The sequence below is a fragment of the Chryseobacterium sp. T16E-39 genome, assembly GCF_002216065.1.
GTDB lineage: Bacteria > Bacteroidota > Bacteroidia > Flavobacteriales > Weeksellaceae > Chryseobacterium.
This window is the reverse complement of sequence record NZ_CP022282.1, coordinates 1260775-1284619: the sequence shown is the minus strand read 5'-3', so window position 1 is coordinate 1284619 and position 23845 is coordinate 1260775. Positions and strand designations below refer to the sequence as shown.

The 23845-nt window shown below is 34.8% G+C and carries 24 protein-coding genes and 1 pseudogene; 13 read left to right on the top strand and 12 right to left on the bottom strand.

Annotated elements, in window-relative coordinates; translation table 11 throughout:
- Positions 1-239 precede the first annotated feature (239 nt).
- The 3 genes from CEY12_RS05690 to CEY12_RS05680 all read left to right on the top strand — a co-directional run bounded on the left by CEY12_RS05690 (position 240) and on the right by CEY12_RS05680 (position 3507).
- Entirely contained in the window at positions 240-416 is a 177-nt protein-coding gene (locus tag CEY12_RS05690) for a histone H1 (RefSeq protein WP_089026768.1), read from the top strand.
- Positions 417-661: 245 nt separating this feature from the next.
- On the top strand, positions 662-1741 hold the full coding sequence (locus CEY12_RS05685) for a hypothetical protein (protein WP_157676762.1): 1080 nt from the start codon (positions 662-664) through the stop codon (positions 1739-1741).
- 194 nt (positions 1742-1935) lie between these two features.
- Complete coding sequence (locus CEY12_RS05680; RefSeq protein WP_089026766.1) at positions 1936-3507, top strand: M20/M25/M40 family metallo-hydrolase; 1572 nt, start codon at positions 1936-1938, stop codon at positions 3505-3507.
- Positions 3508-3550: 43 nt separating this feature from the next.
- Here the strand turns inward: CEY12_RS05680 and CEY12_RS05675 are convergent, their stop codons facing one another.
- The 3 genes from CEY12_RS05675 to CEY12_RS05665 form a co-directional block, all read right to left on the bottom strand.
- A complete protein-coding gene (locus tag CEY12_RS05675) occupies positions 3551-4132 on the bottom strand; it encodes an RDD family protein (RefSeq protein ID WP_089026765.1) in 582 nt (193 codons plus the stop codon).
- 10 nt (positions 4133-4142) lie between these two features.
- Entirely contained in the window at positions 4143-6266 is a 2124-nt protein-coding gene (locus tag CEY12_RS05670) for a Tex family protein (RefSeq protein ID WP_089026764.1), read from the bottom strand.
- A 79-nt stretch (positions 6267-6345) separates the two neighbouring features.
- A complete protein-coding gene (locus CEY12_RS05665; RefSeq protein WP_089026763.1) occupies positions 6346-7011 on the bottom strand; it encodes an O-methyltransferase in 666 nt (221 codons plus the stop codon).
- Between the two features lie 277 nt (positions 7012-7288).
- Here CEY12_RS05665 and CEY12_RS05660 point away from each other — a divergent pair, with 277 nt between their 5' ends.
- The 8 genes from CEY12_RS05660 to CEY12_RS05625 all read left to right on the top strand — a co-directional run bounded on the left by CEY12_RS05660 (position 7289) and on the right by CEY12_RS05625 (position 15722).
- Positions 7289-7966 (top strand): YceI family protein, encoded by a 678-nt coding sequence (locus CEY12_RS05660; protein ID WP_089026762.1) that lies wholly within the window; start codon positions 7289-7291, stop codon positions 7964-7966.
- A 225-nt stretch (positions 7967-8191) separates the two neighbouring features.
- Complete coding sequence (locus CEY12_RS05655) at positions 8192-8473, top strand: GIY-YIG nuclease family protein (protein WP_228409844.1); 282 nt, start codon at positions 8192-8194, stop codon at positions 8471-8473.
- Positions 8474-8568: 95 nt separating this feature from the next.
- On the top strand, positions 8569-8826 hold the full coding sequence (locus CEY12_RS05650) for a DUF1294 domain-containing protein (RefSeq protein ID WP_089026761.1): 258 nt from the start codon (positions 8569-8571) through the stop codon (positions 8824-8826).
- Between the two features lie 187 nt (positions 8827-9013).
- Positions 9014-10819, top strand: coding sequence for a translational GTPase TypA (typA, locus tag CEY12_RS05645; protein WP_089026760.1), 1806 nt, complete (start codon positions 9014-9016; stop codon positions 10817-10819).
- A 130-nt stretch (positions 10820-10949) separates the two neighbouring features.
- Entirely contained in the window at positions 10950-12548 is a 1599-nt protein-coding gene (locus CEY12_RS05640) for a glycoside hydrolase family 10 protein (RefSeq protein WP_089026759.1), read from the top strand.
- A gap of 231 nt (positions 12549-12779) precedes the next feature.
- Positions 12780-13331 carry a ferritin gene (locus tag CEY12_RS05635; protein WP_089026758.1) on the top strand — a complete coding sequence of 184 codons (552 nt, stop codon included), beginning with the start codon at positions 12780-12782 and terminating at the stop codon, positions 13329-13331.
- Positions 13332-13467: 136 nt separating this feature from the next.
- Positions 13468-14559, top strand: a complete 1092-nt coding sequence (gene ychF, locus CEY12_RS05630) for a redox-regulated ATPase YchF (protein ID WP_089026757.1) — start codon at positions 13468-13470, stop codon at positions 14557-14559.
- An 83-nt stretch (positions 14560-14642) separates the two neighbouring features.
- The gene (locus tag CEY12_RS05625) at positions 14643-15722 is read left to right on the top strand and encodes a hypothetical protein (protein ID WP_089026756.1); all 1080 of its coding nucleotides are present in this window, start codon (positions 14643-14645) and stop codon (positions 15720-15722) included.
- A gap of 47 nt (positions 15723-15769) precedes the next feature.
- Here CEY12_RS05625 and CEY12_RS22210 read toward each other — a convergent pair whose 3' ends face one another.
- The 5 genes from CEY12_RS22210 to CEY12_RS22430 all read right to left on the bottom strand — a co-directional run bounded on the left by CEY12_RS22210 (position 15770) and on the right by CEY12_RS22430 (position 17634).
- Positions 15770-15922, bottom strand: a complete 153-nt coding sequence (locus CEY12_RS22210; RefSeq protein ID WP_157676761.1) for a bacteriocin — start codon at positions 15920-15922, stop codon at positions 15770-15772.
- 65 nt (positions 15923-15987) lie between these two features.
- Positions 15988-16185 carry a bacteriocin gene (locus CEY12_RS05620; protein ID WP_089026755.1) on the bottom strand — a complete coding sequence of 66 codons (198 nt, stop codon included), beginning with the start codon at positions 16183-16185 and terminating at the stop codon, positions 15988-15990.
- Between the two features lie 81 nt (positions 16186-16266).
- Entirely contained in the window at positions 16267-16437 is a 171-nt protein-coding gene (locus CEY12_RS22440; protein WP_172821014.1) for a hypothetical protein, read from the bottom strand.
- 703 nt (positions 16438-17140) lie between these two features.
- Positions 17141-17296 carry a hypothetical protein gene (locus CEY12_RS22435; protein WP_172821013.1) on the bottom strand — a complete coding sequence of 52 codons (156 nt, stop codon included), beginning with the start codon at positions 17294-17296 and terminating at the stop codon, positions 17141-17143.
- A 182-nt stretch (positions 17297-17478) separates the two neighbouring features.
- Positions 17479-17634: a hypothetical protein gene (locus CEY12_RS22430; protein WP_172821012.1), complete on the bottom strand. Its 156-nt coding sequence runs from the start codon at positions 17632-17634 to the stop codon at positions 17479-17481.
- A 151-nt stretch (positions 17635-17785) separates the two neighbouring features.
- Between CEY12_RS22430 and CEY12_RS05615 the strand changes: the two genes are divergently transcribed.
- Together CEY12_RS05615 and CEY12_RS05610 are read left to right on the top strand one after the other, a co-directional pair.
- Positions 17786-18724, top strand: a complete 939-nt coding sequence (locus CEY12_RS05615) for a helix-turn-helix domain-containing protein (RefSeq protein WP_089026754.1) — start codon at positions 17786-17788, stop codon at positions 18722-18724.
- An 87-nt stretch (positions 18725-18811) separates the two neighbouring features.
- Positions 18812-19576, top strand: a complete 765-nt coding sequence (locus CEY12_RS05610) for an SDR family NAD(P)-dependent oxidoreductase (RefSeq protein WP_089026753.1) — start codon at positions 18812-18814, stop codon at positions 19574-19576.
- A gap of 72 nt (positions 19577-19648) precedes the next feature.
- On the opposite strand, the pseudogene CEY12_RS05605 reads toward CEY12_RS05610, so the two are convergent.
- The 4 genes and pseudogenes from CEY12_RS05605 to CEY12_RS05590 form a co-directional block, all read right to left on the bottom strand.
- A pseudogene (locus CEY12_RS05605) lies at positions 19649-20796 on the bottom strand (methionine aminotransferase).
- Between the two features lie 109 nt (positions 20797-20905).
- Positions 20906-22126, bottom strand: a complete 1221-nt coding sequence (locus CEY12_RS05600) for a T9SS type A sorting domain-containing protein (protein ID WP_157676760.1) — start codon at positions 22124-22126, stop codon at positions 20906-20908.
- A gap of 126 nt (positions 22127-22252) precedes the next feature.
- Positions 22253-22867 carry a YiiX/YebB-like N1pC/P60 family cysteine hydrolase gene (locus tag CEY12_RS05595; protein ID WP_157676759.1) on the bottom strand — a complete coding sequence of 205 codons (615 nt, stop codon included), beginning with the start codon at positions 22865-22867 and terminating at the stop codon, positions 22253-22255.
- Between the two features lie 51 nt (positions 22868-22918).
- The gene (locus CEY12_RS05590; protein ID WP_089026750.1) at positions 22919-23629 is read right to left on the bottom strand and encodes a hypothetical protein; all 711 of its coding nucleotides are present in this window, start codon (positions 23627-23629) and stop codon (positions 22919-22921) included.
- Between the last annotated feature and the right edge of the window lie 216 nt (positions 23630-23845).

Here is a 23845-nt window from a genome sequence, read left to right as displayed (position 1 = left end):
TTTCTGACAATATAAGTTTCTTGGTTATACTAAATGTTTTATAATAAAAATCCTTAATTGAAAAAGGAAAGGACAGAAAAATTTACTTTAAATTAAAAATTTTATCCACTTTTTATTATTCGTATTTTTATTACTTATTATCGGGGATGATTTTTTTTAAAATTTTTGTAAACTTTTTTTGTCTCAGTTAGGCTGGAATCACCATAAAACCTATATTTGCAGCCTAAATTTTAAAATAAATGAAAGAACTTATTGAAAAAATCAACGCGGAATTTGAAGCATTCGCAACTGAAGCAAACCAACAAGCTGAAAAAGGGAACAAAGCAGCTGGAACAAGAGCTCGTAAATCAGCTTTAGAACTAAGCAAGTTGTTCAAAGATTTCAGAAAAGTTTCTGTTGAGGAATCAAAAAAATAAATTTCCTGGAGCCGGCTTATTAAGCTGGCTTTTTTTATGCCATGATTTTATCATTGATTAGTCTTTCAAATATTAATTTTTCTTTCTGTAATTGTTTAAAAATAGTTTCAGAGTACTTTCTTATTTCCTTCTCTGGGTATATATTTGTATAGTTAAGTAAAAAATTAATTACACATCATATGAAGCAATCTTATTTATTTTTGATTCTTTTTTTTGGTCTTTTTTCTGCCCAAAAAGTAAAAGTTGTGGATTCAGAAAATGGGAAAGCCATATTCCATGCAAGGATTATTGTCAATAATCAGGTTGTTTATACCAATGAGGACGGCTTTGCCCCGGTTATACAGAATGCAGCTAATTTTGAAGTGTCAGCTTTTGGATATCAGAAAAGAAAAGTGAGTGGTTTTAATTCTCCGATCAAATTGACGCCTACATTTAAAAACATTGAAGAGGTAAAAATAGTAAGTGTAGACATAAAAAAACTTTTTAATGATATAAAAAAGAACTATAAAAAAAGATATTATAATGGGCCTTCTCTGTATGATGTAATATTCAAAGAAAAAAGATCAGACAACGACGAACTTTGCTTTTTAGTTATTGCTGAATCCAAATTATGGAGCAAAAATAACCATTACAACTATAAAGATGGGATCAGTAAAAATTATGATAAGATCCTACAGATGCAGTTGAATAATGTGAAATACCTGAAAAATACAAAATCAGACAGTATTTTTTCACCAGGGAGTAATGAATTTGCTCATGAATATATGGGGAATTATTTCTTTAGTTTTGAACTGGGCCGTACACTGAATCACATCAACAGTATTAATTCAAAATATTCAGGGAGAATGATCTCTGAAGAAGGGGATGAACAGTTGATTACTTTTAAGATCGAGTCAGGTACAGGTATTGAACTTAATGGAGAGCTAAAATATAATAAGACTGATAAGGTTATTACTTATTTTGAAGTCCATTATTTACAGACAGGATATCCACCAATCAGAAGAAGAATGGCAGGAGTAGAATATGATTATCAGCTCGGTGATGCTACGCTTATTTTTGATTTTTATAAAAAGGACGGAATGTACCTCCCGGCTTTAACCAGATTTTCAGGTGATAAATATTCAGCGGTCTATCTTGGAAAGAAGCATGAAAGAAAATTCAGCAGGGAAATAATTTACAATACTTTTGAAAAGTCTAGCAGAGAGGGGCTTTCCCAGAAAGTAGATTTTACCAAAAGCATCTGGGAAAATGTTCCGGTAAAAGCGGAGAAAGAGGATGCTATTCTCCTTTCTGCAGAGGAGCAAGCTTTTATTAACGAAAAGTAATACCTTTTGATAAGAATTAAAAGTTGTTATTTTTAATATGGTCTTTATCATTTTTTATCTATTTATTTTTTAGGTGAATTTTTTAGTGTCTCGGAAAATATTATAGGTTCAATATGGTTTTTAAGCCTTTTAATTCTTCATTTTTTTCTTCATTCATACAAATTCTGTTATCTTTAAGCATTCAATAATGTACTATGGAGATAAATAAATTTTTTGCGGTGCCAGCTGTAGTTCTTGCAGTGCAATTGTCATGGGCACAGGCTCCCTCAAAATCTCAGGAAAAGCTTAATCCTATTGTAGAAAGCTTCGTCAATGAAGCCAATAATAATTCTCAACTCGAAAATATGGCTTATGAGCTGCTTGATGGCATCGGCCCCCGTTTGGTGGGGACTCCCGAAATGCTTGCAGCAAATGAATGGACGGCTAAAACGCTTCGCTCCTGGGGTGTGGATGCAGAGCTTAAACAGTTTGGAACCTGGAAAGGATGGCAGAGAGGTATTACTCATGTAGATATGACTTATCCCCGTGTAAAATCATTGTCTGCAACACAGTTGGCCTGGAGTCCTGCAACGAAAAAAGCAATTGAAGCTGAAGTTGTTATACTTCCTAAAGTGTCTTCCAAGGCTGAGTTTGATCAATGGCTACCTTCTGTGAAAGGTAAAATTGTATTAATGGCCCAATATCAGAAGATCGGTCGTTCGGATGATCAGATCAAAGAATTTGCTACTCCTGAATTATATGAAAAGCTAAAAGCTGAAAAAGAGCAGGCTTCCAAAGATTTTCGTGACTATGTGAAAAACATAGGATATGATAATAATACACTTCCTGAAGCATTAGAAAAAGCAGGAGCAGCTGGAATTGCTATTTCTAACTGGACTGGAATTATGGGTGCGAACAGGATATTTGGGGCGAAAACATCAAAGATCCCTATGATCGATATAGATGTAGAAGACTATGGAATGCTGTATAGAATGGCCGAAAAAGGAGCTCAGCCAAAAATAAAGCTTGAAGCTCAATCAAAAATACTTCCTGAATCCAAAAGTTTTAATACCATAGGAATGATCAAAGGAAAAGAAAAGCCTAACGAATATGTTATTCTTTCTGCACATCTGGATTCATGGGACGGAGCTCAGGGAGCTACAGATAATGGAACGGGAACACTTACTATGCTCGAAACAATGAGGATTCTTAAAAAGTATTACCCGAATAATAAAAGAACAATTGTAATAGGACTCTGGGGAAGTGAAGAACAGGGATTGAATGGGTCAAGGGGATTTGTTGCAGATAACCCGGAAATTATGAAAGGAACTCAGGCTGTTTTCAACCAGGACAACGGTACGGGTCGTGTAGTGAATATCAACGGTCAGGGATTTGTGAAGTCCTACGACTATATTGGAAAATGGTTGAATGCGGTTCCTAAAAAAGTACGGGACAATATTAAAACTGATTTCCCCGGATTACCTGGTGGAGGAGGATCTGATCACGCTTCATTTGTAGCGGCTGGTGTTCCTGGGTTTTCTTTAAGCTCATTGAATTGGGGCTATTTTGGTTATACGTGGCATACTACAAAAGATACGTATGATAAGATTGTTTTTGATGAGGTTAAAAATAATGTGATTTTAACGGCTACTTTAGCTTATATGGCATCAGAGGATCCTGAATTTACCAGCAGGGAGAAAAGAGTAATGCCTCAGGATGATAAAGGAGAAACGGTAAAATGGCCGGAAGCAAAAGAACCGAGAAGGGATTCTAAAGATTTTAAATAAACAAATAAAAAAAACCGCCATAGAAATGTGACGGTTTTTTTATTTAAAATTGTTTTTGCGGTAAAAGATTCTGATTCCCCTGATATTTCAAAAGCTCTTTGATTTCAGGAATTTTACTTTCTTTTACTATGTAGGTTTTACAAATCGTATTGTTCATATGCATACTAAAATTCATCTGCATTCTTGTTTGTCTTCCCATAGCAACTGTTCTGGTTGTGCGTTCGGAGAAGACGGGATAAAAATTAGCAAGGCATAAAAGGTTTCTTTGCAGTGATTTTAAAAAAACAGGATAGTTTCCGTTATCATCAATTACTTTAATTTTGAATACCTTTTTTCCCAATGTCGATCCCCAGTAAAATTCTGTTAGTGTTCCTAAAACCAAAACGCATGGGACAGAAAGTACAATGCTTACAAGAATCATTTTATGAAATACAAAATAAAAAATTAAGCAAAAAGGTAACATATCTATCCACTTGGCAAAAAGTCTTTCGGTTTCATTTCCCTTATAACCAGGATTGTAAGGGAGGTGATATTCATAAGAATGATATATTCTATTTCCCCACTCATCGAAATTTTGAGTGGGTCTATGAATGATTTTTCTTTCTTTAATTTCAGATATTTTCAAACTAAATTCATTACAGGATCATGCTTAGCTGAATTCTTTTTCTGACTTCATCTACTTCTGTTACTTTTACCTGGACATGTTGATGTAGTTTTACGACTTCATTCACGTCAGAAACAAAACCCTCTTTCAGCTGAGAGATATGAACGAGTCCGCTTTCTTTGATTCCTAAATCAACAAAACATCCAAATGCGGTAATATTATTGACAATTCCTGGAAGGATCATTCCTATTTTTAAATCTTTTACACTTTTTACACTTGGATCGAACTCAAAAACTTTAGCTGCTTTTCTTGGATCTAATCCAGGTTTTTCAAGCTCTTTTAAAATATCTCTGATTCCAAGAATACCAATTTGCTCCGTAATGTATTTTTCAGCCTGGATTAATGCAATTTTTTCTTTATTGGCAATAAGTTCATCAGATTTAATGCCAAGATCTTTTGCCATTTTTTCTACGATACCATAGGCTTCCGGGTGAACGGCTGAATTATCCAAAGCATTTTTTCCATTGCTTATTCTAATGAATGCTGCAGCTTGCTGAAAGGCTTTTTCTCCTAATCTGGGAACTTTTTTTAGTTGTTTCCTGTCTTCAAAAGCTCCATTTTCAGCGCGGTAATTAACGATGTTTTCAGCCATCTTTTCACCAATTCCTGAAACATAGCTCAACAATGACTTACTGGCTGTATTAAGGTTTATTCCAACAGAGTTTACGCATTTCATAACTGTAGAATCCAGCTCATTTTTCAACTGAGTTTGATCTACGTCGTGCTGATATTGACCGACGCCAATAGATTTGGCATCAATTTTAACCAGCTCGGCCAATGGGTCTGCTAATCTTCTGCCGATAGATACGGCTCCACGAACTGTTACATCATAACTTGGGAATTCTTCTCTGGCGATTTTGCTTGCAGAATACACAGATGCCCCTGCCTCTGAAACCACAAAAACCTGTAATGGCTTATTAAAAGCAATTTTCTTAATGAAAAACTCGGTTTCGCGGCTTGCCGTTCCATTTCCTATTGAAATTGCTTCAATATTGTAGGCGTTCACCATCGAACGGATCTTTTTCATAGCCATTCCCGATTCATTCTGAGGTGCGTGAGGATAGATCGTTTCGTTGTGTAAAAGATCTCCTTTCTCATCAAGGCAGACTATTTTACATCCACTTTTATACCCAGGATCAATTGCTAAAATCCTTTTTTCTCCCAAGGGTGGAGCCAATAACAACTGGGTTAAGTTTTCAGAAAAAATTTCAATTGCTTTTTTATCTGCCTTTTCTTTTGCTTCCTGCAGTGTTTCGTTCGAAATAGCAGGTTCTAGCAGTCTTTTATAACTGTCTTTTATGGCAATTGCAATCTGTTCGGCACTTTCATTTTTAGACTTTATAATAGCATTCTCAATGAAATCAATTGCTTCATCTTTGTCTACACCTATATTTATCTTTACAAAACCTTCAGACTCTGCTCTTAACATAGCTAAAAGTCTATGAGAAGGGGTTCGGTTGAGGCTCTCTTCCCATTCGAAATACTGGGAGAATTTCTGAGCGTTTTCTTCGTCTTTTTTGGCTTTGACAACTTTTGACGAAATAGCTGCCTTACGCTGAAATAATCTTCGAAGATTTTTACGGACATACATATTTTCGTTGATCCATTCTGCCATAATATCTCTGGCGCCCTGAAGGGCTTCTTCTTCAGAATGAACCCTATCATTGAGATATCGAGACGCTAAAGAATCAAGATCCCCGGTTTTCTGGCTCATAATGATTTTAGCCAGAGGTTCTAATCCCTTTTCTTTGGCAGCATCCGCTTTTGTTTTTTTACGTTTTTTAAAAGGAAGGTACAGGTCTTCAAGTTCCTGAAGATCAAAACTTTCTTCAATTCTCTGTTTCAGTTCAGGGTTTAATGAGTCTTGTTCTTCAATGGATTTAAGAATAGATTCCTTTCTTTTAACAATATCATCAAACTGCTTGCTTAGTTTTGAAATCTGCTCTATCTGTACTTCGTCCAGGTTTCCGGTAAAATCTTTCCGGTATCTGGATATGAAAGGGATCGTGCAATCTTCTGCAAGTAGTTGTAGGGTATTGTTAATACTCTTTTCAGAGATGTTGAGTTGTTTTCTTATAAATTCTACGGTCGTCATTGTTCTGGTTTCGGCAGGCTAAATTAAGATTTTGGAATGAGAAAAGATAGGTACCAATGCCTTAAATTCAAGAAGAATCCTAGTTTACAATAGCAATGGCCATTCCGTCATATTCTTTCGCTCCTACCGTTTGCATAATGGTAGCGGTAACTTTTGAATTATTAGCCAACATCTGATTGAAACGTTGTACCCCTTTTACTCTTTCGTCGCTGGTATTCTCATCGAGAACCTTACCTTCCCGAATTACATTATCACAAATGATGACCGTTCCGGGATGGGAAAGCTGCAAGGCTAATTCAAAATATTCAGCATAGGGAGGTTTATCAGCATCAATAAAAATAAAGTCGAAAGTTTCTTCACCTTTGGCAATAAGCTCTTTTAATACATCCATCGCCTTACCGATGCGTAGATCAATAAGATCCGAAAATCCTGCTTTTGCAATATTCTGGCTGGCGATTTGTGCATGGTGAGGATCAAATTCTACGGTAATTATTTTACCATCTGCAGGGATTGCTCTTGCCATCCAAATGGTACTGTAGGCGCCTAATGTCCCCAATTCGAGTACACGTTTAGCTTTAGACGTTAGCAACATCAGTTGCAGAAACTTACCCTGTGTTGCTGTTACGCTGATTTGAGGCATCGAGGCGTCATCTAAAGACTGAATGGTTTCCTGTAGGATATGGTCTTCAGGAGCCAGTAAATTACCAATGTATTGATCTACTTTTTCAAATAATTGCTGATTCATATTTTTAAATTGTTAGTGGTTGAATTGTATTTCAGAAGTGGTGAATAGATAACATAGCCAGTATGTTAATCATTTGTCGCATCTCAAAGTTAATGTATTTTAAAGTTTAAGTAAACCATTTTCATTATTCTTTCTCTATGAGCAATAAAAATCATACTTATTATTTCTTGATCTAGGTTAAGATGATATGTAATAAGCTTTTTCTACTTTTGAAACTTTGAATTTCAAATCTGAAATTCTATTTTAGTAAAAAATAATTTTAAAGAATAAAACAATTATGAAAAAAATTACTGTTATCGCATTAGTGGGAGTAGGATTGCTTGCAGCCTCTTGTAATAAAGAAAAATCAGCAGCTACAACGAGTGCTGGTCAAGAGCAGACTGTTGCAGAAAGTAAAGGAGAAGTATTAGCTGTAGATGCAGCGGGATCTATTGTAAACTGGAAAGCAACTCACAAAGGAGGTTTTGCTCCACGATGGGGAACACTTAATGTGAAATCTGGAGATTTAAGCGTTGAAGGAGGAAAAATTTCTGCCGGAAACTTTGTTATTGATATGACTTCTATCAAGGTGGATCCTGCTTCAGTAACTGAAAAAGATAAAAAACCTGAAGATTTGGTAACCCATTTGAAAACACCTGACTTTTTCGATGTGGAGAAGAATCCGGTTTCAGATTTCAAAATTACAAGTGTGACCGATCTTAAAGAAGCACCTAAAGATGCAGTTACGGGAGCCAATAAAACAGTAAGTGGTAATCTTACCTTATTAGGAAAAACAATGAATGTTACGTTCCCTGCTAAAGTAGATGTGACAGATAATTCAGCTTCTATTCAGGCTAAATTTACGGTAAACAGAGCGGATTGGGGTATTAAATTTGGTACTTCAGAAGCAGATCCTGCAGAATGGATGGTTAGTAAAGATATTGAGATCGCTGTTGACGTTAAAGCAAAAAAATAATCTTGTTAAATATTGTAAAAAAGAGCTGCTTTTCTATAAGGCAGCTCTTTTTATATGGCATTGTCTACCCATGAGTTTTATTGCAAATCTCTGATATTATAATTAAAATCATTAAAATATTTCCGGGTGGCTGAGGCACTAGAAGCCACCATTAACCAATTTTCCTATCTTTATAAAACACAAATAATTCAAAGATGAAAGGATGGATGTACATACTGCTGTGCTCTGTTCTGCCCTGATGGTAGCTATTATACTGGAAGCACTAATAATCTTCAAAAATGGATTTTACAACATCAAAAGGGTGGAGGTGCCAATCAAACTTCTAAAAAGCTTCCTGTAAAACTTATTTATTACGAAGAATATGAACAAGTATATTTTGCATTTTACAGAGAAAAACAAATACAAGGATGGAGCCACAAGAAAAAAGAAGCGTTGATCAATGGAGTACCAGAACTTTTACCAAAATTAGCAATTGCGTACAGAGATATAAGAAATAATTTGGATTGATTCGGTCCGATGCCTGAGGCTTTCAAAGGCAGAGTGGTTTCGAGTGCCTCAGCCACCACAATTTTAGTGATATTTCTCTTACATTTGCAGGGCCTATGATTTATTTTCTACTACTTATAAATGTGTTTTGCTTTTTTATTTTTGGTGTTGATAAAAAGAGAGCCAAGAAATATCAGCGCAGAATTTCTGAAAATACACTTTTATTATTAACATTTTTTGGGGGAACCATTGGTGCGTTGTCAGGAATGTTTGTTTTCCGACATAAAATTTTGAAAAAATCTTTTTTATTAAAATTTGGATTGGTGGTTCTTATTCAAGTAGTATTGATTTATTTTTTTCAAAAAGTATATTAAAATTATAAGATCTAAAGGATGTAACATCAAGATGATTAGATAGATGTGGGTTTGTGGATCGGGGATGTTGTAAAGCCCCTATACTGGGTTTTATTTTAACCTTCTCATTATGAATTTGTTAAATAATACATAATCATACTAATTAATTAATTAAAAAACACTATTTTTGCACCCGTAAAAATCATTCATGCAAAACATTAGAAATATTGCGATTATCGCACACGTTGACCACGGGAAGACGACTTTGGTTGACAAGATTATTCATGCTACAAACATTTTCAGAGAAAATCAGGAAAGTGGAGAATTAATAATGGATAATAACGATCTTGAAAGAGAAAGAGGGATTACCATTCTATCTAAAAATATTTCTGTTACTTATAAAGACGTTAAAATTAACGTAATCGATACTCCTGGTCACGCCGATTTTGGTGGTGAGGTTGAAAGAGTACTTAAAATGGCAGATGGTGTAATTTTGTTAGTAGATGCTTTCGAAGGTCCAATGCCACAAACAAGATTCGTATTGCAGAAAGCTTTAGAATTAGGTTTGAGACCATTAGTGGTTATTAATAAAGTGGATAAACCAAACTGTCGTCCGGACGAAGTTCACGATCAGGTATTTGATTTATTCTTCAACCTGGAAGCTACTGAGGAGCAATTGGATTTCCCAACGTTCTATGGTTCTTCTAAACAAGGTTGGTTCAATACTTCATTAGAGCAGACAGAAGATATTTTCCCATTATTAGATGGTATTTTACAATATGTTCCTGCACCGAAAGTATCTGAAGGTAACCTTCAAATGCAGATTACTTCTCTTGATTATTCTTCTTTCTTAGGAAGAATTGCAATCGGAAAAGTAACAAGAGGTGAGATTAAAGAATCTCAGTGGATTGGTCTTGCTCAGGCTGATGGTAAAATTGTAAAAGGAAAAGTAAAAGAATTATACGTTTTCGAAGGTTTAGGAAAGAAAAAAGTAACTGAAGTACAGGCAGGAGATATCTGTGCTGTAGTAGGTTTCGATGCTTTCCAGATCGGTGATTCTTTCGTGGATATGGAAAACCCTGAGCCATTGCCAAGAACTGCAATTGATGAGCCTACATTGAACATGACGTTCTCTATCAACAATTCACCTTTCTTCGGAAAAGATGGTAAGTATGTTACTTCTAATCACCTGAAAGAAAGATTAACAAAAGAATTAGAGAAAAACTTAGCATTAAGAGTTCAGCAGACTGACGATGCAAATACATTCCTTGTCTTTGGTAGAGGTATTCTTCACTTATCAGTTTTGATCGAAACGATGAGAAGAGAAGGGTATGAAATGACAATTGGTCAGCCACAGGTTATCCTTAGAGAAATTGATGGTGAAAAATGTGAGCCTTATGAATCATTAGTTGTTGACGTTCCTGAAGAGTATGCTTCAAGAGTGATCGATTTGGCAACTCAGAGAAAAGGTGACCTTCACATTATGGAAACTAAAGGAGAGATGCAGCATATGGAATTCGAAATTCCTTCAAGAGGTTTAATCGGATTACGTTCTCAAATGCTTACTGCTACTGCCGGTGAAGCTATTATGGCGCACCGTTTCACAGAATATAAGCCATTCAAAGGTGCTATTCCTGGAAGAAACAATGGTGTATTGATCAGCAAAACTCAAGGTCCTGCTACTGAATATTCTATTGCTAAACTACAGGATAGAGGTAAGTTCTTTGTGGATCCGGGTGAGGAAATCTACGCTGGGATGATCATTGGTGAACAAAACAAACCGGGAGATTTAGTTGTAAATATCGTAGAAGCAAAACAGTTGAATAACATGAGAGCTTCTGGAAAAGATAAAGATACTGGTGTAGCACCGAAAATCTTATTCTCATTAGAGGAATGCATGGAATACATCCAAGGTGATGAAGCAATCGAGGTAACTCCAAACTTCATCAGAATGAGAAAGAAAATCCTTTCTGAAGAAGAAAGAAAAAGAATGGAAAGATCTGGGAAAGCTTAATAGAACCCCGACTTTATAAATATAAGCCTCGATTTTTCGGGGCTTTTTTTGTTTAAAAAATATAATTAATTGAATTTATTATAATATTTTTAAAATCTAAAAAAAATAATTTAATGTAGTTTTGCACCCTATGAGAGTTAGTAATTTAAAATTGATAGTACTTTTAGGCGTTTTGGCGTCTTGTGGTAGTTCCCGTACCGTTCAGAATAATACTGTAAAACCCGTAAAAAATCCCAATACAACAAGTCCTGTTAAGAATGCTCCTAATCTTCCTGTTGTTAAACCTAATCCGGTACCACCGGCCGATGAGATTGTAAAAGTCAATCTTCCTGCTATTAATAGAGAGTTTCGTGGTGCCTGGGTGGCAAGTGTGGCAAATATCAACTGGCCTTCCAGAAATGATTTGTCTATTGATCAGCAAAAGGCAGAGGCAATCAGTATGTTGGATATGCTGAAAGATAACAACTTCAATGCTGTTATTTTCCAGGTGCGTCCATCAGCCGATGCTTTATATACAAGTTCATTGGAGCCCTGGTCTTATTTTTTGACTGGAGAAACGGGGAGGTCTCCTTTTCCCAATTATGATCCTTTACAATTCTGGATCGAAGAATCTCATAAAAGAGGATTGGAACTTCATGTATGGTTAAATCCATATAGAGCACATCATACGAACGGAGGAGCTGTTAATAGCTTATCAATGGCTAATAAATTATCAGATATTGTCGTTAGATTAAAGAACGGGATGTATTGGTTTGATCCTGCTAACCCTAAAACACAAGGACACGTTTCTAATGTTGTAAAAGATATTGTGCAGCGGTATGATATAGATGCGGTTCATTTTGATGATTATTTCTATCCTTATGCTGCCTACAACAGAGGAGCAGATTTTCCGGATAATGCTAGCTGGGCTGCTTATATAAATAGTGGCGGTACATTGTCCAGAGCTGACTGGAGAAGAGATAATGTGAATAAATTTGTAGAACGCATCTACAAAGAAATTCATGCCGAAAAAAGTTATGTGAAATTTGGGATTAGCCCATTTGGAATCTGGAAACCTGGCTATCCGGCAGGGATTACGGGCTCTTCTCAATATGACGAGTTGTATGCTGATGCAAAATTATGGTTAAACAGGGGATGGGTAGATTATTTTTCTCCGCAATTATATTGGCCGATAGATTCCAAGGGACAGGGTTTTGAAGCTTTGTTAAATTGGTGGGAATCAGAAAATACTTTAAAACGTCATTTGTGGCCTGGATTAAATACAGTTGAAATTAAAACTTCGGATCGTTCAACAGAAATTAAAAATCAGATAGAACTTTCAAGGCAGATTTTAAAAAACGATGTGGGTGAAGTTCACTGGAGTATTGCAGGACTTACCAAGACGCCTTCTATGTTAAGTACTTTGAAAAATGGACCTTACAAAGAAAAAGCATTGGTACCCAAAAGTCCATGGATTAAAGCGGTGCCTTTGGCTACGCCAACATTGTTTGTTACTGATAACGGAAGCTCTATACGGGCAAACTGGAGTACTAAGAACCTGAAAGACGTATTTCAATGGGTATTATTCACCCAGTATAATGGGGTTTGGGAAACAGAGATTTTAACGCTGGATACACTTACCAAAGATATTCCTAAGAATAAAGATGGAAGGAGCCTCAATGCTATCGCGATTAAAGCTATAGATCGATTAGGAAATGAAAGTGACTATATGGCAAAAAAGATAAAATAGTTTAAAAAAGAGCTTGTTCGTGATAAGCAAGAAAAGATTTAGATTATCAAAATATAATAAAAGCAGTTCTGTGCAGGACTGCTTTTATTTTAGAATAACTATAAATTATTGATTTAAAATGCAGTTTTTCAGATTGTTATAAGTGAGTTTTAAGACTTTTCAAGATCATTAGAGACTTTATCGGAATCATTTTTGCAGGATTGTATTCATAATCACTAAAAATATTACATTATGAACACGAACAGACTTTCCCCTGCAATTGAAAAAGCATTGAGTGATCAGATGAATAAAGAAATTCATGCATCACATACATTTCTGTCTTATGGAATTTGGGCTGATGATAAAGGATATCAGGGAATTGCTAATTTTCTGTACAGACATGCGCAGGAAGAGAGGAATCATTCCATTAAATTTATGGAATATGTTTTAAACAGAGGTGGAAAACCTAAAGTGGATGCTATTCCGGCACCACCTAATGACCCTGAATCTTTAACAGCTTGTTTTGATGGAATCTTTAAACATGAAGTAGATAATACAACAGCTATTTATAAGATCGTTGATCTTTCCCTACAGGAAAAAGATTGGGCAACCTGGAATTTTATGCAATGGTTTGTACAGGAACAGATAGAGGAGGAAACATTGGCTCAGAATTTAATTGATAAATTAAAAATTGCCGGAGGTGACCGAGCTACAGATGAATCCTTATTTACACTAGATAAAACGCTGGAAAAGGCTCCAGATGACGCTCCATTAGCTCAAAATGCGACAGGAGCAAATCCATAAGATAAAATATTAAATAAAAAAAATCTGTCAAAGTCTGGCAGATTTTTTTTATTATGAAACTCACCTTAAAATCACTATCTTTGCACACCTTTAACAAGCAATAGGCCAAAAGCTGTTTGCTAAAAGCTTAATTATTATGAAATGTGGAATCGTAGGATTGCCGAACGTTGGTAAATCAACTCTGTTTAATTGTTTGAGTAATGCAAAAGCTCAGTCAGCCAATTATCCCTTCTGTACCATCGAACCTAACTTAGGAACCGTATCCGTACCGGATCAAAGATTATTTGAGTTAGAGAAATTAGTAAATCCAGAAAGAGTTCTACCAGCTGTTGTGGAAATTGTGGACATTGCAGGTTTGGTAAAAGGAGCTAGCAAAGGAGAAGGTTTAGGAAACCAGTTCTTGGCAAATATTCGCGAATGTGAGGCGATCATCCATGTTTTAAGATGTTTTGATAATGGAAATATTATCCACGTAGAAGGATCTGTAGATCCTATGAGGGATAAAGAAATTATTGACATTGAACTTCAGCTGAAAGATCTTGAAACTGTTGGAAAAGCAGTTGAAAAAGCTAAGAAGTTTATCAAATCAGGAAAAAAAGAAGATATCCTTACTTACGAAACTCTTCAGAATCTTCAGAAGTTCTTAGAAGATGGGAAGAATGCAAGAGAATTTCCTGTAAATGACCAAACACAATCTATCATTAATGAGGTTCAGTTATTAACAAACAAGCCGGTACTTTACGTTTGTAACGTTGATGAAAATTCAATTAAAAACGGAAATGAATGGATTGGGAAAATTGATGAGATGGCTCAGAAAGAAGGTTCGGAGATCGTTGTATTGGCAGCACAGATTGAGGCTGATATCAACGAACTTGAAACATTTGAAGAAAGAGAAATTTTCCTGGAGGAATTAGGGTTGGAAGAGCCTGGTGTAAACCGTTTGATCAGAAAAGCTTATGACTTATTGAAATTACAGACCTACTTTACTGCAGGTGTAAAAGAAGTTAGAGCATGGACTATTGGTCAGGGGTGGACAGCGCCTCAGGCTGCCGGGGTAATCCATACTGATTTTGAAAAAGGATTTATTCGTGCAGAAGTTATTAAATATAATGATTATGTAAGCTACGGCTCTGAAGCTAAAGTAAAAGAAGCTGGAAAGTTATCGGTAGAAGGAAAGGAATACATCGTTAAAGATGGTGATATTATGCACTTCAGATTTAATGTATAAAGAAATAATAAAGTTATAGTAATTAAAAGGCGCTTCCATGAATTTGGGAGCGCTTTTTGTATGCATTTATCAAATTTAAAGTGATGAAGTATTTTTCTTTTCTTGTTTTTATATTTTTTTTCTCTTGTTCAAAAACCGTTGAGGATAGATGTTTTATTGAAGGAGATAAAACCGGTGAATACATAGAAAAAAAGCCATATACCGTAAAACAGATTCTTAAAGAAAAACCGAAATATCTTACGATTATAAACCTTAAAAAGTATAGAAGTTTTAAGCAAGATAGTATAGACTCTTCTCTTTTCAATAGTATTTCTAGAGAAGAATTTGAGAGAAGATTTAAAGCAAAAGAAAGAGAATTTGAAAATTTTACGAAAAAAATTTCAGAACAGTTTTCGTATTTTTCAAAACAGGAGATTGGAAGAATACAATATGCTTTGGCTAAAAACAATATGGGATATTGGCTTTTAAAGATAGAAAATAACCAACCTTCTGCTTATTTTTTAGGCTTAAGTTTCAGCCATTATTATTTTAATAAAACGCAGAAGGAACCTATTGTAAAAGACGGATTTTTTCAGGCGGAAGGGAGTCTTGTTAAAATTGTAAAAATGGACGGACTGCCAGGTTATGATGACTATACACCAATAGAAGAAGGAAAATTATTTAAAATTAATTTAAATGATCTGACAAAAGATTCTGACCATGACGGGTATAATGATATTTTTGAAGAAAGTTTTGGTTTAAATCCTACAAATAGAGATACAGATGGAGATGGGATTAATGATTTTGATGATCTGAATCCTATGTATAAAACTGAAAAAAATAAGTTTACCCAGCTTTATGAATTATTGTTACCCAGCTATGGCATAGAAGATCTTAGAGAAGAACATTATAGTTTTAACGTGTACAGCAGTGATTGCGATTATTTTCATCAAATCAATCCTGAATTCAGAGTTTTATTCGTTCCTGAAGAGGAAAGTAAACAGACAGCTTATGTCCGGGTGACTGATGTTTTCCGGGGAGGGATCTCCAAAATTAAAAAAGATAAAAAGGATTTAAACAAAGTCTATATTACTGAATGGGGTAATAGTAGTTCTTCAAAGTATTCAGCTGAGTATTTAAATGGAAAATGGACTCTGAATGTGATTGGAGGATATATTATTTAAGATAAAATACCGCTCATCGAGCGGTATTTTTTTTTGAAAATATTTTTCTAAGGTTCTATGATCGGTCTGCACTGTAATTGGGCACAGCTGATTGATATTCTTTTACAACCTCCTGTTGCCGGATCAATACAGTCAAGTAGTCCACCGGTAATACTTCTCAATTCTTTTTTAGTCAGTTTTTTTCCATTTTGATTTTTCATAGTAATGATTTTTAGTTAAAATTAAGGGTAAGAAAATAGGATGTATTTGTTTCTTTTAAGCAGGATCAAAGAGGTCTACATATCTTTTGGGCACATCCGGATGAGATTAATGTACACCCATTTATATCTGGCTGAGGAATACTTGGGTCACAAGGATTAGTTGGACAAAAAACGGGTTGCATACAATCAAGCATACCTCCGGTTATTGTTCTCAATTCTTTTTTGTTCAATTTTTTTCCTTTCAGAAGATTTTTGTTTTCCATGATAATGATTTTTTTGAGTCAGTAAATTTTTATAAATGAGTACCATCCATTACAGTGGTATTGTTTTCCGTACTATTTCGATTAGAATAATTCGATTGGGTCTACTAATCTGCATCTTAATTCGGCACAACTAGGACCTGTTTTTCTACATTGCCCTGTTCCAGGATCGATACACATTTCCAGACCACCCGTAATGGTTCTCAATTCTCTTTTGTTTAATTTTTTTCCTTTTTGTACGTTTTGATTTTTCATGATAATGATTTTTAATTATTTAGTAAATTAGTTTTATTCTGGAATTACTTTTAGACAACATTGGGGTTTTGCACATGCCATTAAAAAAATTCTATAAGCATCTTAAATCTGTCACGACATTGCGTTAGGACTCCTTTAACTATTCTCAATTCTTTCTTATCAAGTTTTTCTCCTTTTGGTAAACTTTGATCCGTTCTTCGATTTGTTTGATATGTTAGTTAGTGACTAATTTATTAAAAATAATTCAATATATGTCATATTGTAATGAATAATTTATATGGTTTTGTATTATTGTTTAAAAATGTATCTTATTGTAGTATAGTGATTTTACGTGAAATCCCATTATCAATAGTACTGAGAAAAAAACACTTAATATATCACTTTGTTGAGATTAATGTAAATATATATTATAAGCTAATTGTTTGTTAATGAATAAAAAAAATATCACCCGTGAATAGAGTGATATTGATAATATTAAATTTTTTAGTCTATGGGATTAATCCTGGACGGCAATCAATTTCTGCGCAACCATTAGAAAATAGTCTGCAGCCATTTGTTTTGGGATCACGACACTGCATTAATCCGCCAGTAATCACTCTTAGCTCTTTTTTGCTAAGTTTTTTTCCGTTTTGTAAATTTTGGTTTTTCATAATATTGATTTTGTAAAATAGTTGAAATGGTTTTAATTAATATAAAGCCTGAATTAAGGCTCAATTCTGCATTCTGGTTCCTGGCAAAAATTTCCAAATCTTTTACAGGCCCCTGTATCAGGGTCTGTACATATGAATCGCCCACCAGTAATTATTCTTAATTCTTTTTTGTTCAATTTTTTTCCTTTTTCAATGTTTAAATTTTTCATAATATTGGTTTTAATAAATTTGTTGATGACGAAATGTATTGAAAATAATTCAATGTATTTAGAGATATTTTATATTTAATTTATAATTTCGTGATAATTGCGTGTTTATACTTAGTGTATTGCTAAATTATATAAATAAAAAAACCACTCGTTTAAGAGTGGTCTTATAAAATAATATAAGTTTAAGGAATATATCTGCATTGAAATTCTGCACACTGACGTCCATAAGCGATACATTGATTAGTATCTGGGTCAATACACATTTGAAGACCTCCGGTAATGGTACGTAATTCTCTCTTGTTTAATTTTTTTCCTTTTTGTAGGTTTACATTTTTCATAATATTGATTTTAATAAATTAGTTTACACTAAGTTATTAAAAATATTCATTATAAGTCACTTTATTATGAAAAATATTTTAAATTAATCTTTCTGGTTGTAATTCAATATTTATGTAACTTTATATATTTGAATTTTACAAATTCCTCTTTATGGAAAAGATTGTACATGCTTCTTTAGAAGATTTTTATAGGGAAATGACCGCAAAACTAGGGAAAGATCTGGAAAGTATTTTTCCCAAGGGCCTTCATAAGGATATTGGACATTTTAATGTTTTTGACATTGCGCAAACTCTTGAAAAATCAAGGACAACTTCTGAAATGCCTTACAACCGGAGGAAATATTATAAGATAAGTCTGATCCGGGGACGAAACAGGGCTGAATATGCAGATAAAATAATTGCCATAAAAAATAATGCATTACTCTTTGCCACTCCTAAAGTTCCTTATCATTGGATTCCTGAAGATCCCGATCAGTCGGGTAGTTTTTGTGTATTTACAGAGGATTTTTTTATAAAGGATAAATCGCATAGCACGCTTGAAGATCTTCCCATCTTTCAGCCTGGCGGAATTCCTTTATTTGAAATCGATGATATTTTAGCAGATGAAATTGAAATTCTTTTTAAAAAAATTAAAAAGGAAATTGAATCAGATTATATCTTTAAATATGACCTGATCCGGAATTACGTGCTTGAGCTTATTCATTATGGACAAAAATTACAGCCAGCCACTAAACTGTCTACTTCAAATGATGCATCATTAAGGGTGGTCTCATTGTTTATTGAATTATTAGAAAGGCAGTTTCCGATCGAATCGGGCGATCAAAGATTACAGCTTAAAACAGCAAAAGATTATGCTGACAGGTTATCAGTCCATGTTAATTATCTGAACAAAAAACTTAAAGAAAATACAGGGAAAACCACAACTGAATTTATTGCAGACCGTCTTATCCAGGAAGCTAAAATTTTATTAAGACAGACAACCTGGAATGTTTCAGAGATATCTTATGCATTGGGTTTTGAAGAAATCGCCCATTTTTCAAACTTTTTTAAGAGAAAAACATCTTTCAATCCTTTGCAGTTTCGTGCCTGATTTGAATTTTGCAAATTTTCGATTGATTGAAGCAAGTATTTGGATCATTAAAAGAATGAACTTTGTCCTATTAAAAATAACAAAAAAATGAACACAAAAACAAAAATTGCTTTAGTAACAGGAGGAAGCCGTGGTATTGGAAAAAATTCTGCGCTTAGAATAGCGGAAAAAGGACTTGATGTTATTATCACTTATAAAAGCAGTGAAGAAGAAGCTAACGATGTCGTTGCTGAAATCAAAGCTTTAGGGAGGAATGCTATTGCTTTTCAATTGGATACAAAAAATATAAAAAGTTTTGATGCTTTTATTCAGAATGTAACCACTCATTTACATGAAAACACGGGGAGTTCGAATATTGATTATCTGATCAATAATGCTGGAACGGCTTTATATTCTCCCATAACTGAAACTACGGAAGAGCAGGTGGATGATATGATTGATATTCATTTTAAAGGAGTCTTTTTCCTTAGTCAGAAATTTCTACCTTTCATGAACGACGGTGGAGGAATTGTTAATATTTCCTCAGGGCTGGCAAGATTTGCCTTACCAGGTTCCTCTGTTTATGGATCGATGAAAGCAGGAGTTGAAATGCTTACCAAGTATATGGCAAAAGAATTAGGGGCACGAAAAATTAAAGCCAATGTAGTTGCCCCAGGAGCCATCGAAACTGATTTTGGAGGGGGAAGAACACGCGATAATAAGGAAGTGAATACATTAGTTTCCAATATTACGGCTTTAGGTAGAGCCGGTCTCCCTGAAGATGTGGGTGGAGTAGTCGCTTTCCTTTGTTCAGAAGATGCTGCCTGGATTACAGGTCAGAGAATTGAAGTTTCAGGAGGAATGGCTTTATAAGCATATAGATGATTACAACATAAAAAAAGCAGTAGGTATTCTACTGCTTTTTTTATTATCTGTTGATTTAAATTAAATTTTTGAAAGGTTTTCAATCGCTTTTTCCAGGGTTTCTTCTTTTTTAGCAAAACACAATCGAATGACATGGTCATTCAGTTTATTCTTATAGAAGGAAGAGAAAGGGACGCTTGCCACTTTATGGGTAACAGTCAATTCGCTGGCGAATTCAAAATCGTTTTTATCTGATATCTTGCTGTATTTTAAAGCTTGAAAATAGGTTCCTTCACAATCGAGCAATTCGAATGAAGTCCCCGAAAGCCCCTGTCTAAGGAAATCTCTTTTCTTTTGGAAAAATTCACTGAGATGATTGTAGTGGTCATCATTCTTCATGTATTCTGCCAATGCCATTTGAATGGGGGTATTTACGCAAAAGACATTAAACTGATGAACTTTCCTGAATTCATCTGTCAGTGTTTTTGGCGCTGCACAATATCCTACTTTCCAGCCTGTAACATGGAAAAGCTTACCAAATGAGGCGACCATCAGACTCCTTTCCTGTAACTCAGGGTATTTGCAGATGCTTAAATGCTGTTTTCCATCAAATACAATATTTTCATATACTTCATCACTTAAAATAAGAATGGATGTATCTTTTACCAATTGAATAAGCTCCTGAATGTCTTTTTCTTTTAAAATCTTTCCTGAAGGGTTGTTGGGATTGTTGAGGATGATCATTTTTGTCTTATCATTTACCAGTCCTTTTACAGTGGTCCAGTCAATTTCATAATCGGGAGCTTTCATTTCAAAACGCCTGATAACTCCTCCGAATAATTCTACAGTAGGTTCATAGCAATCATAGGCTGGTTCAAAAATAATGACTTCATCATCTTTTTTATAAATGTGGCAATAGCAGTGAAAATGGCCTGAGTTCCACCGGCTGTAACAGTAATTTCAGAATCAGGGTGGTAGATAGCCTGATGACTGTTTTCAATTTTTCGGGCTATTTCCTCTTTCAGCCCGATCATACCGCCTAATGGAGCATATTGATTAAAACCTTTTTTAATGAAATCACCTACATGATTTAAGAGTTCGGAGTCAGGCATAAAATCCGGAAACCCCTGAGATAAATTGATTGCCTGGTTTTCATTGGCTAGTTGCGTCATTTGGCTGAAAATGGTCGTTCCTACATTGGAAAGCTTGGAAAAAGGAAGTTGTATCATAGGTGATATTTTATGTACACCTAATTTAATTTATTTTTTTCAATGGAGAGGTACTGATTAAATAAAAGGCTACCCAATTAGGATAGCCTTTGTTTAGATTGTTATGAATCTATTTTGAAATAATCAATTTCTGAGAATTTGTTTTATTACCTGATTTAATTTCAACAATATAATTTCCCTGAATAAGATGTTCAGTATTAAGTTTTATATTTTGGCGGCCGCTTTCTAAATTTTCTGATTTTTCTAAGACCGTTTTTCCTGACATATCGATAATTCTTACGGACACAGTCCCTCTTTCTAAAAGATTTGTTTGAATATCTACATAGCTTTTAGCGGGATTGGGAACCAGTTTGTAATCATTATTCGCATTTGCAAGTTCTTCTTTTGCAACGGCTTTGATATCAATTTGTGGGGTTACATTGACTGTATTTACTTCTTTTGGAAGCACATTAGATTTAGAATAACAGAAAGTGAAACATCTGGTACACACGACTAATTTCCCTTGTTTTTCGGTAACACATATTGAATAAGTGCCGGCATTCGTATAATTATGTGATAAAGTTGAAATGATGTAAGGTGATGAAGTTCCATCGCCCCAATTCACAGTATATGTACTGCCAGGATTGTTTGGAGTCGAAACCAGAATAGGATTAATGATTGTTAAGTTAACTGAGGCATTTCCTGAGCCACTGGCAAATGATGCATCAAGTTTGAAATCAGCTGTACACCCGTCACAAGACTTAATACAGATATTATCATAATACACTCTTTCACTTGGGCTTGAAGTGATATCAGGAGATATCAGCAATGCCGTTGAATTATTCATAACATTGTTGAAATCTGTCCACGTTCCCCCCGGCATGCTCCATGTACCTTCCGAATTACTTGGAAAAGCAGAAGCTGTAGCGTTGGCTATAGGTGCACGTACACGAACCCATCCACTGTTTTGTGTTACGGTAATATTTGCGGTAAATGTTATTATTTTATCACCTGACATCACGTAGATTGTTGGATGCACCGGAGCATTTAAGCCGCCATCTTTTTCCAGGTAAAAATCAAAATATAAACACTGTCCTGAAAACCGCTGTCCGATATTTTTATAATCGGTAGAATTAATAAACCAGGATCCACCAGATAAGTCATCCAATATAATATATTGGGAACCGTCCAATGCATTAGGACTGCCGGCAGAATAATTTACATTGCCGTTTGGGTAGGGGGCCGGGTCCCAATGTCCTTTTGGATTAGCGGGATCGTTGAAATCTGAACATGGAGCCTGTGCATTAAACAGGAAGCATCCAAGAATCAGATAAATGCTTAAACAATACATTTTTATCATAATAGGTGATTGGTTTTGTAGATCAAAAACCAGCAAAAACTTTATGAATTAATACTCTGTTAATTGGTTTATACCGTTATTGGTTCTAAGTAATTATTTTTACTGTGACAGTGGTGATTACTTTATCCATTCAAAGACTTTGATTGCCTGATCATTGTTTTCAAAGCCATCTACGGGAAAATAGGTAAGGGTGTCCTTTTTTAGAATTTGTCTGATCATTCCGGTGATATTTTTTTTATGATCGGACATGATTTCCACGTGATTCTTTTGGAGTTCCTTCACAACATACTCTGAACAGTAATACGCCTTACTATCGGCAGCAAAATTGAAATCGAAATTGATATTTTCTTTTCCGGATTGGATAAGTGTATTTCTGATACCATCAAATTTTTGTAAATCAATGTTCTTTAAACGCCATATCGATAGGTAGTTTAAGTCTTTTGGTGAAATGAAATTCTTAATAGGTTCAATATATAAGCTGTTACCGCTGCTGTTTTTTTCGACATAAACATGATAAACAGTAAGGACATGGTTTTCAAAATAACCGATTCCTAAATGGGAAGCATATTTATTATTAATATTAAAATCCTTTGCGACATTTCCCAGCTTTCCACTAGTACCTCTTTGTATGAGGTAAATGGCCTCTTTTTCAAATTCAATTTTTTTTATTTTTGATTCTAAAGAGGGGCTTTTATGGAAGGAGAAAAATGCTATTATGAGCACAGGGCTCATAACAGCAATTAAAAAAATTATTTTTTGATGAACAGATACAGATAACATAATCTATTTCGCTCCAAGGATAGCTCCGGTTACTATGCCACCAACGACACCTATTCCAGCTCCTACAAGTGCTCCAACAGGACCTGCAACTGCGAATCCGATCAAACCGCCGCCTACCATGCCGATCATACCACCCGTAATCCACATAGGCTGTTTACTCGTAGGAATTCCTGTGATCAGATAATTTCCCTGCTCAGTATTGTATTTATAATCGTTGATATTCTTAATCATTGACTTTTCATTAGCAGGAAGGTTGTTATAGGCTGCGTTGGCCTCCAAATGAATGATTGATCCATTATTGATGGTTATGGCTAACGATTTTGCCGCACTCGAAATATTTAATTGCTGAACAGCTTGTGCAAAAGGAACCTGCATCAGGCTTACGGTTTTGTTAATGATATTATTAACCTGATCCAAAGGCAATCTTTCATTGCTTGCAATTTGAGCTTTGTCATAGAATGTATTCAGATCTTGCTGATTTAATACATAGCCGGGATTTTGTGCAAATTTACTTCGGATAAATTCAAACCCTGCATTCACAGCTTGCGGATCTGTAAAATAAGTTCCATTGGTAAAGCTTGGGGTTGTTTTTGATGAAGAGGGAGAAGACTGGTAGCTTTCATTTTGAATGTTTGTGCTGTCCTCACCACAAGAATTGAAAATGGATTGTGTGGTTGCCAGTCCAACCAGGACTAGAAAAGTTTTTGTTTTCATGGATTAAAATTTTGTTTTATTAGTTTGATAAATGTATCAGTATATTAAATATCACAATATTGTGAACACGTAAGTGTATCTGTTTTCCTAATAAGTGTCATTGTTTAAACCTTAATTGTAATTCGGGTTAAAAAAAGAGCTACCCAAAATTTGGATAGCTCTTATATTAAATTTTATTATAAATGATAGATTGCTTTATGTTTTACCGCAAATGAA

What these genes read in the sequence shown, in the direction of transcription:
- CEY12_RS05620 (WP_089026755.1), bottom strand. Translation starts at nt 16,185, where the DNA reads ATGGAAAACAAAAATCTTCTGAAAGGAAAAAAATTGAACAAAAAAGAA.
- CEY12_RS05595 (WP_157676759.1), bottom strand. Translation starts at nt 22,867, where the DNA reads ATGAGCCCTGTGCTCATAATAGCATTTTTCTCCTTCCATAAAAGCCCC.
- CEY12_RS05670 (WP_089026764.1), bottom strand. Translation starts at nt 6,266, where the DNA reads ATGACGACCGTAGAATTTATAAGAAAACAACTCAACATCTCTGAAAAG.
- CEY12_RS22210 (WP_157676761.1), bottom strand. Translation starts at nt 15,922, where the DNA reads ATGAAAAATCAAAATGGAAAAAAACTGACTAAAAAAGAATTGAGAAGT.
- CEY12_RS05590 (WP_089026750.1), bottom strand. Translation starts at nt 23,629, where the DNA reads ATGAAAACAAAAACTTTTCTAGTCCTGGTTGGACTGGCAACCACACAA.
- CEY12_RS05680 (WP_089026766.1), top strand. Translation starts at nt 1,936, where the DNA reads ATGGAGATAAATAAATTTTTTGCGGTGCCAGCTGTAGTTCTTGCAGTG.
- CEY12_RS05690 (WP_089026768.1), top strand. Translation starts at nt 240, where the DNA reads ATGAAAGAACTTATTGAAAAAATCAACGCGGAATTTGAAGCATTCGCA.
- CEY12_RS05650 (WP_089026761.1), top strand. Translation starts at nt 8,569, where the DNA reads ATGATTTATTTTCTACTACTTATAAATGTGTTTTGCTTTTTTATTTTT.
- ychF (WP_089026757.1), top strand. Translation starts at nt 13,468, where the DNA reads ATGAAATGTGGAATCGTAGGATTGCCGAACGTTGGTAAATCAACTCTG.
- CEY12_RS05610 (WP_089026753.1), top strand. Translation starts at nt 18,812, where the DNA reads ATGAACACAAAAACAAAAATTGCTTTAGTAACAGGAGGAAGCCGTGGT.
- CEY12_RS05600 (WP_157676760.1), bottom strand. Translation starts at nt 22,126, where the DNA reads ATGTATTGTTTAAGCATTTATCTGATTCTTGGATGCTTCCTGTTTAAT.
- CEY12_RS22440 (WP_172821014.1), bottom strand. Translation starts at nt 16,437, where the DNA reads ATGAAAAATCAAAACGTACAAAAAGGAAAAAAATTAAACAAAAGAGAA.
- CEY12_RS05660 (WP_089026762.1), top strand. Translation starts at nt 7,289, where the DNA reads ATGAAAAAAATTACTGTTATCGCATTAGTGGGAGTAGGATTGCTTGCA.
- CEY12_RS05615 (WP_089026754.1), top strand. Translation starts at nt 17,786, where the DNA reads ATGGAAAAGATTGTACATGCTTCTTTAGAAGATTTTTATAGGGAAATG.
- CEY12_RS05640 (WP_089026759.1), top strand. Translation starts at nt 10,950, where the DNA reads ATGAGAGTTAGTAATTTAAAATTGATAGTACTTTTAGGCGTTTTGGCG.
- CEY12_RS22435 (WP_172821013.1), bottom strand. Translation starts at nt 17,296, where the DNA reads ATGAAAAATTTAAACATTGAAAAAGGAAAAAAATTGAACAAAAAAGAA.
- CEY12_RS05665 (WP_089026763.1), bottom strand. Translation starts at nt 7,011, where the DNA reads ATGAATCAGCAATTATTTGAAAAAGTAGATCAATACATTGGTAATTTA.
- CEY12_RS05635 (WP_089026758.1), top strand. Translation starts at nt 12,780, where the DNA reads ATGAACACGAACAGACTTTCCCCTGCAATTGAAAAAGCATTGAGTGAT.
- CEY12_RS22430 (WP_172821012.1), bottom strand. Translation starts at nt 17,634, where the DNA reads ATGAAAAATGTAAACCTACAAAAAGGAAAAAAATTAAACAAGAGAGAA.
- typA (WP_089026760.1), top strand. Translation starts at nt 9,014, where the DNA reads ATGCAAAACATTAGAAATATTGCGATTATCGCACACGTTGACCACGGG.
- CEY12_RS05625 (WP_089026756.1), top strand. Translation starts at nt 14,643, where the DNA reads ATGAAGTATTTTTCTTTTCTTGTTTTTATATTTTTTTTCTCTTGTTCA.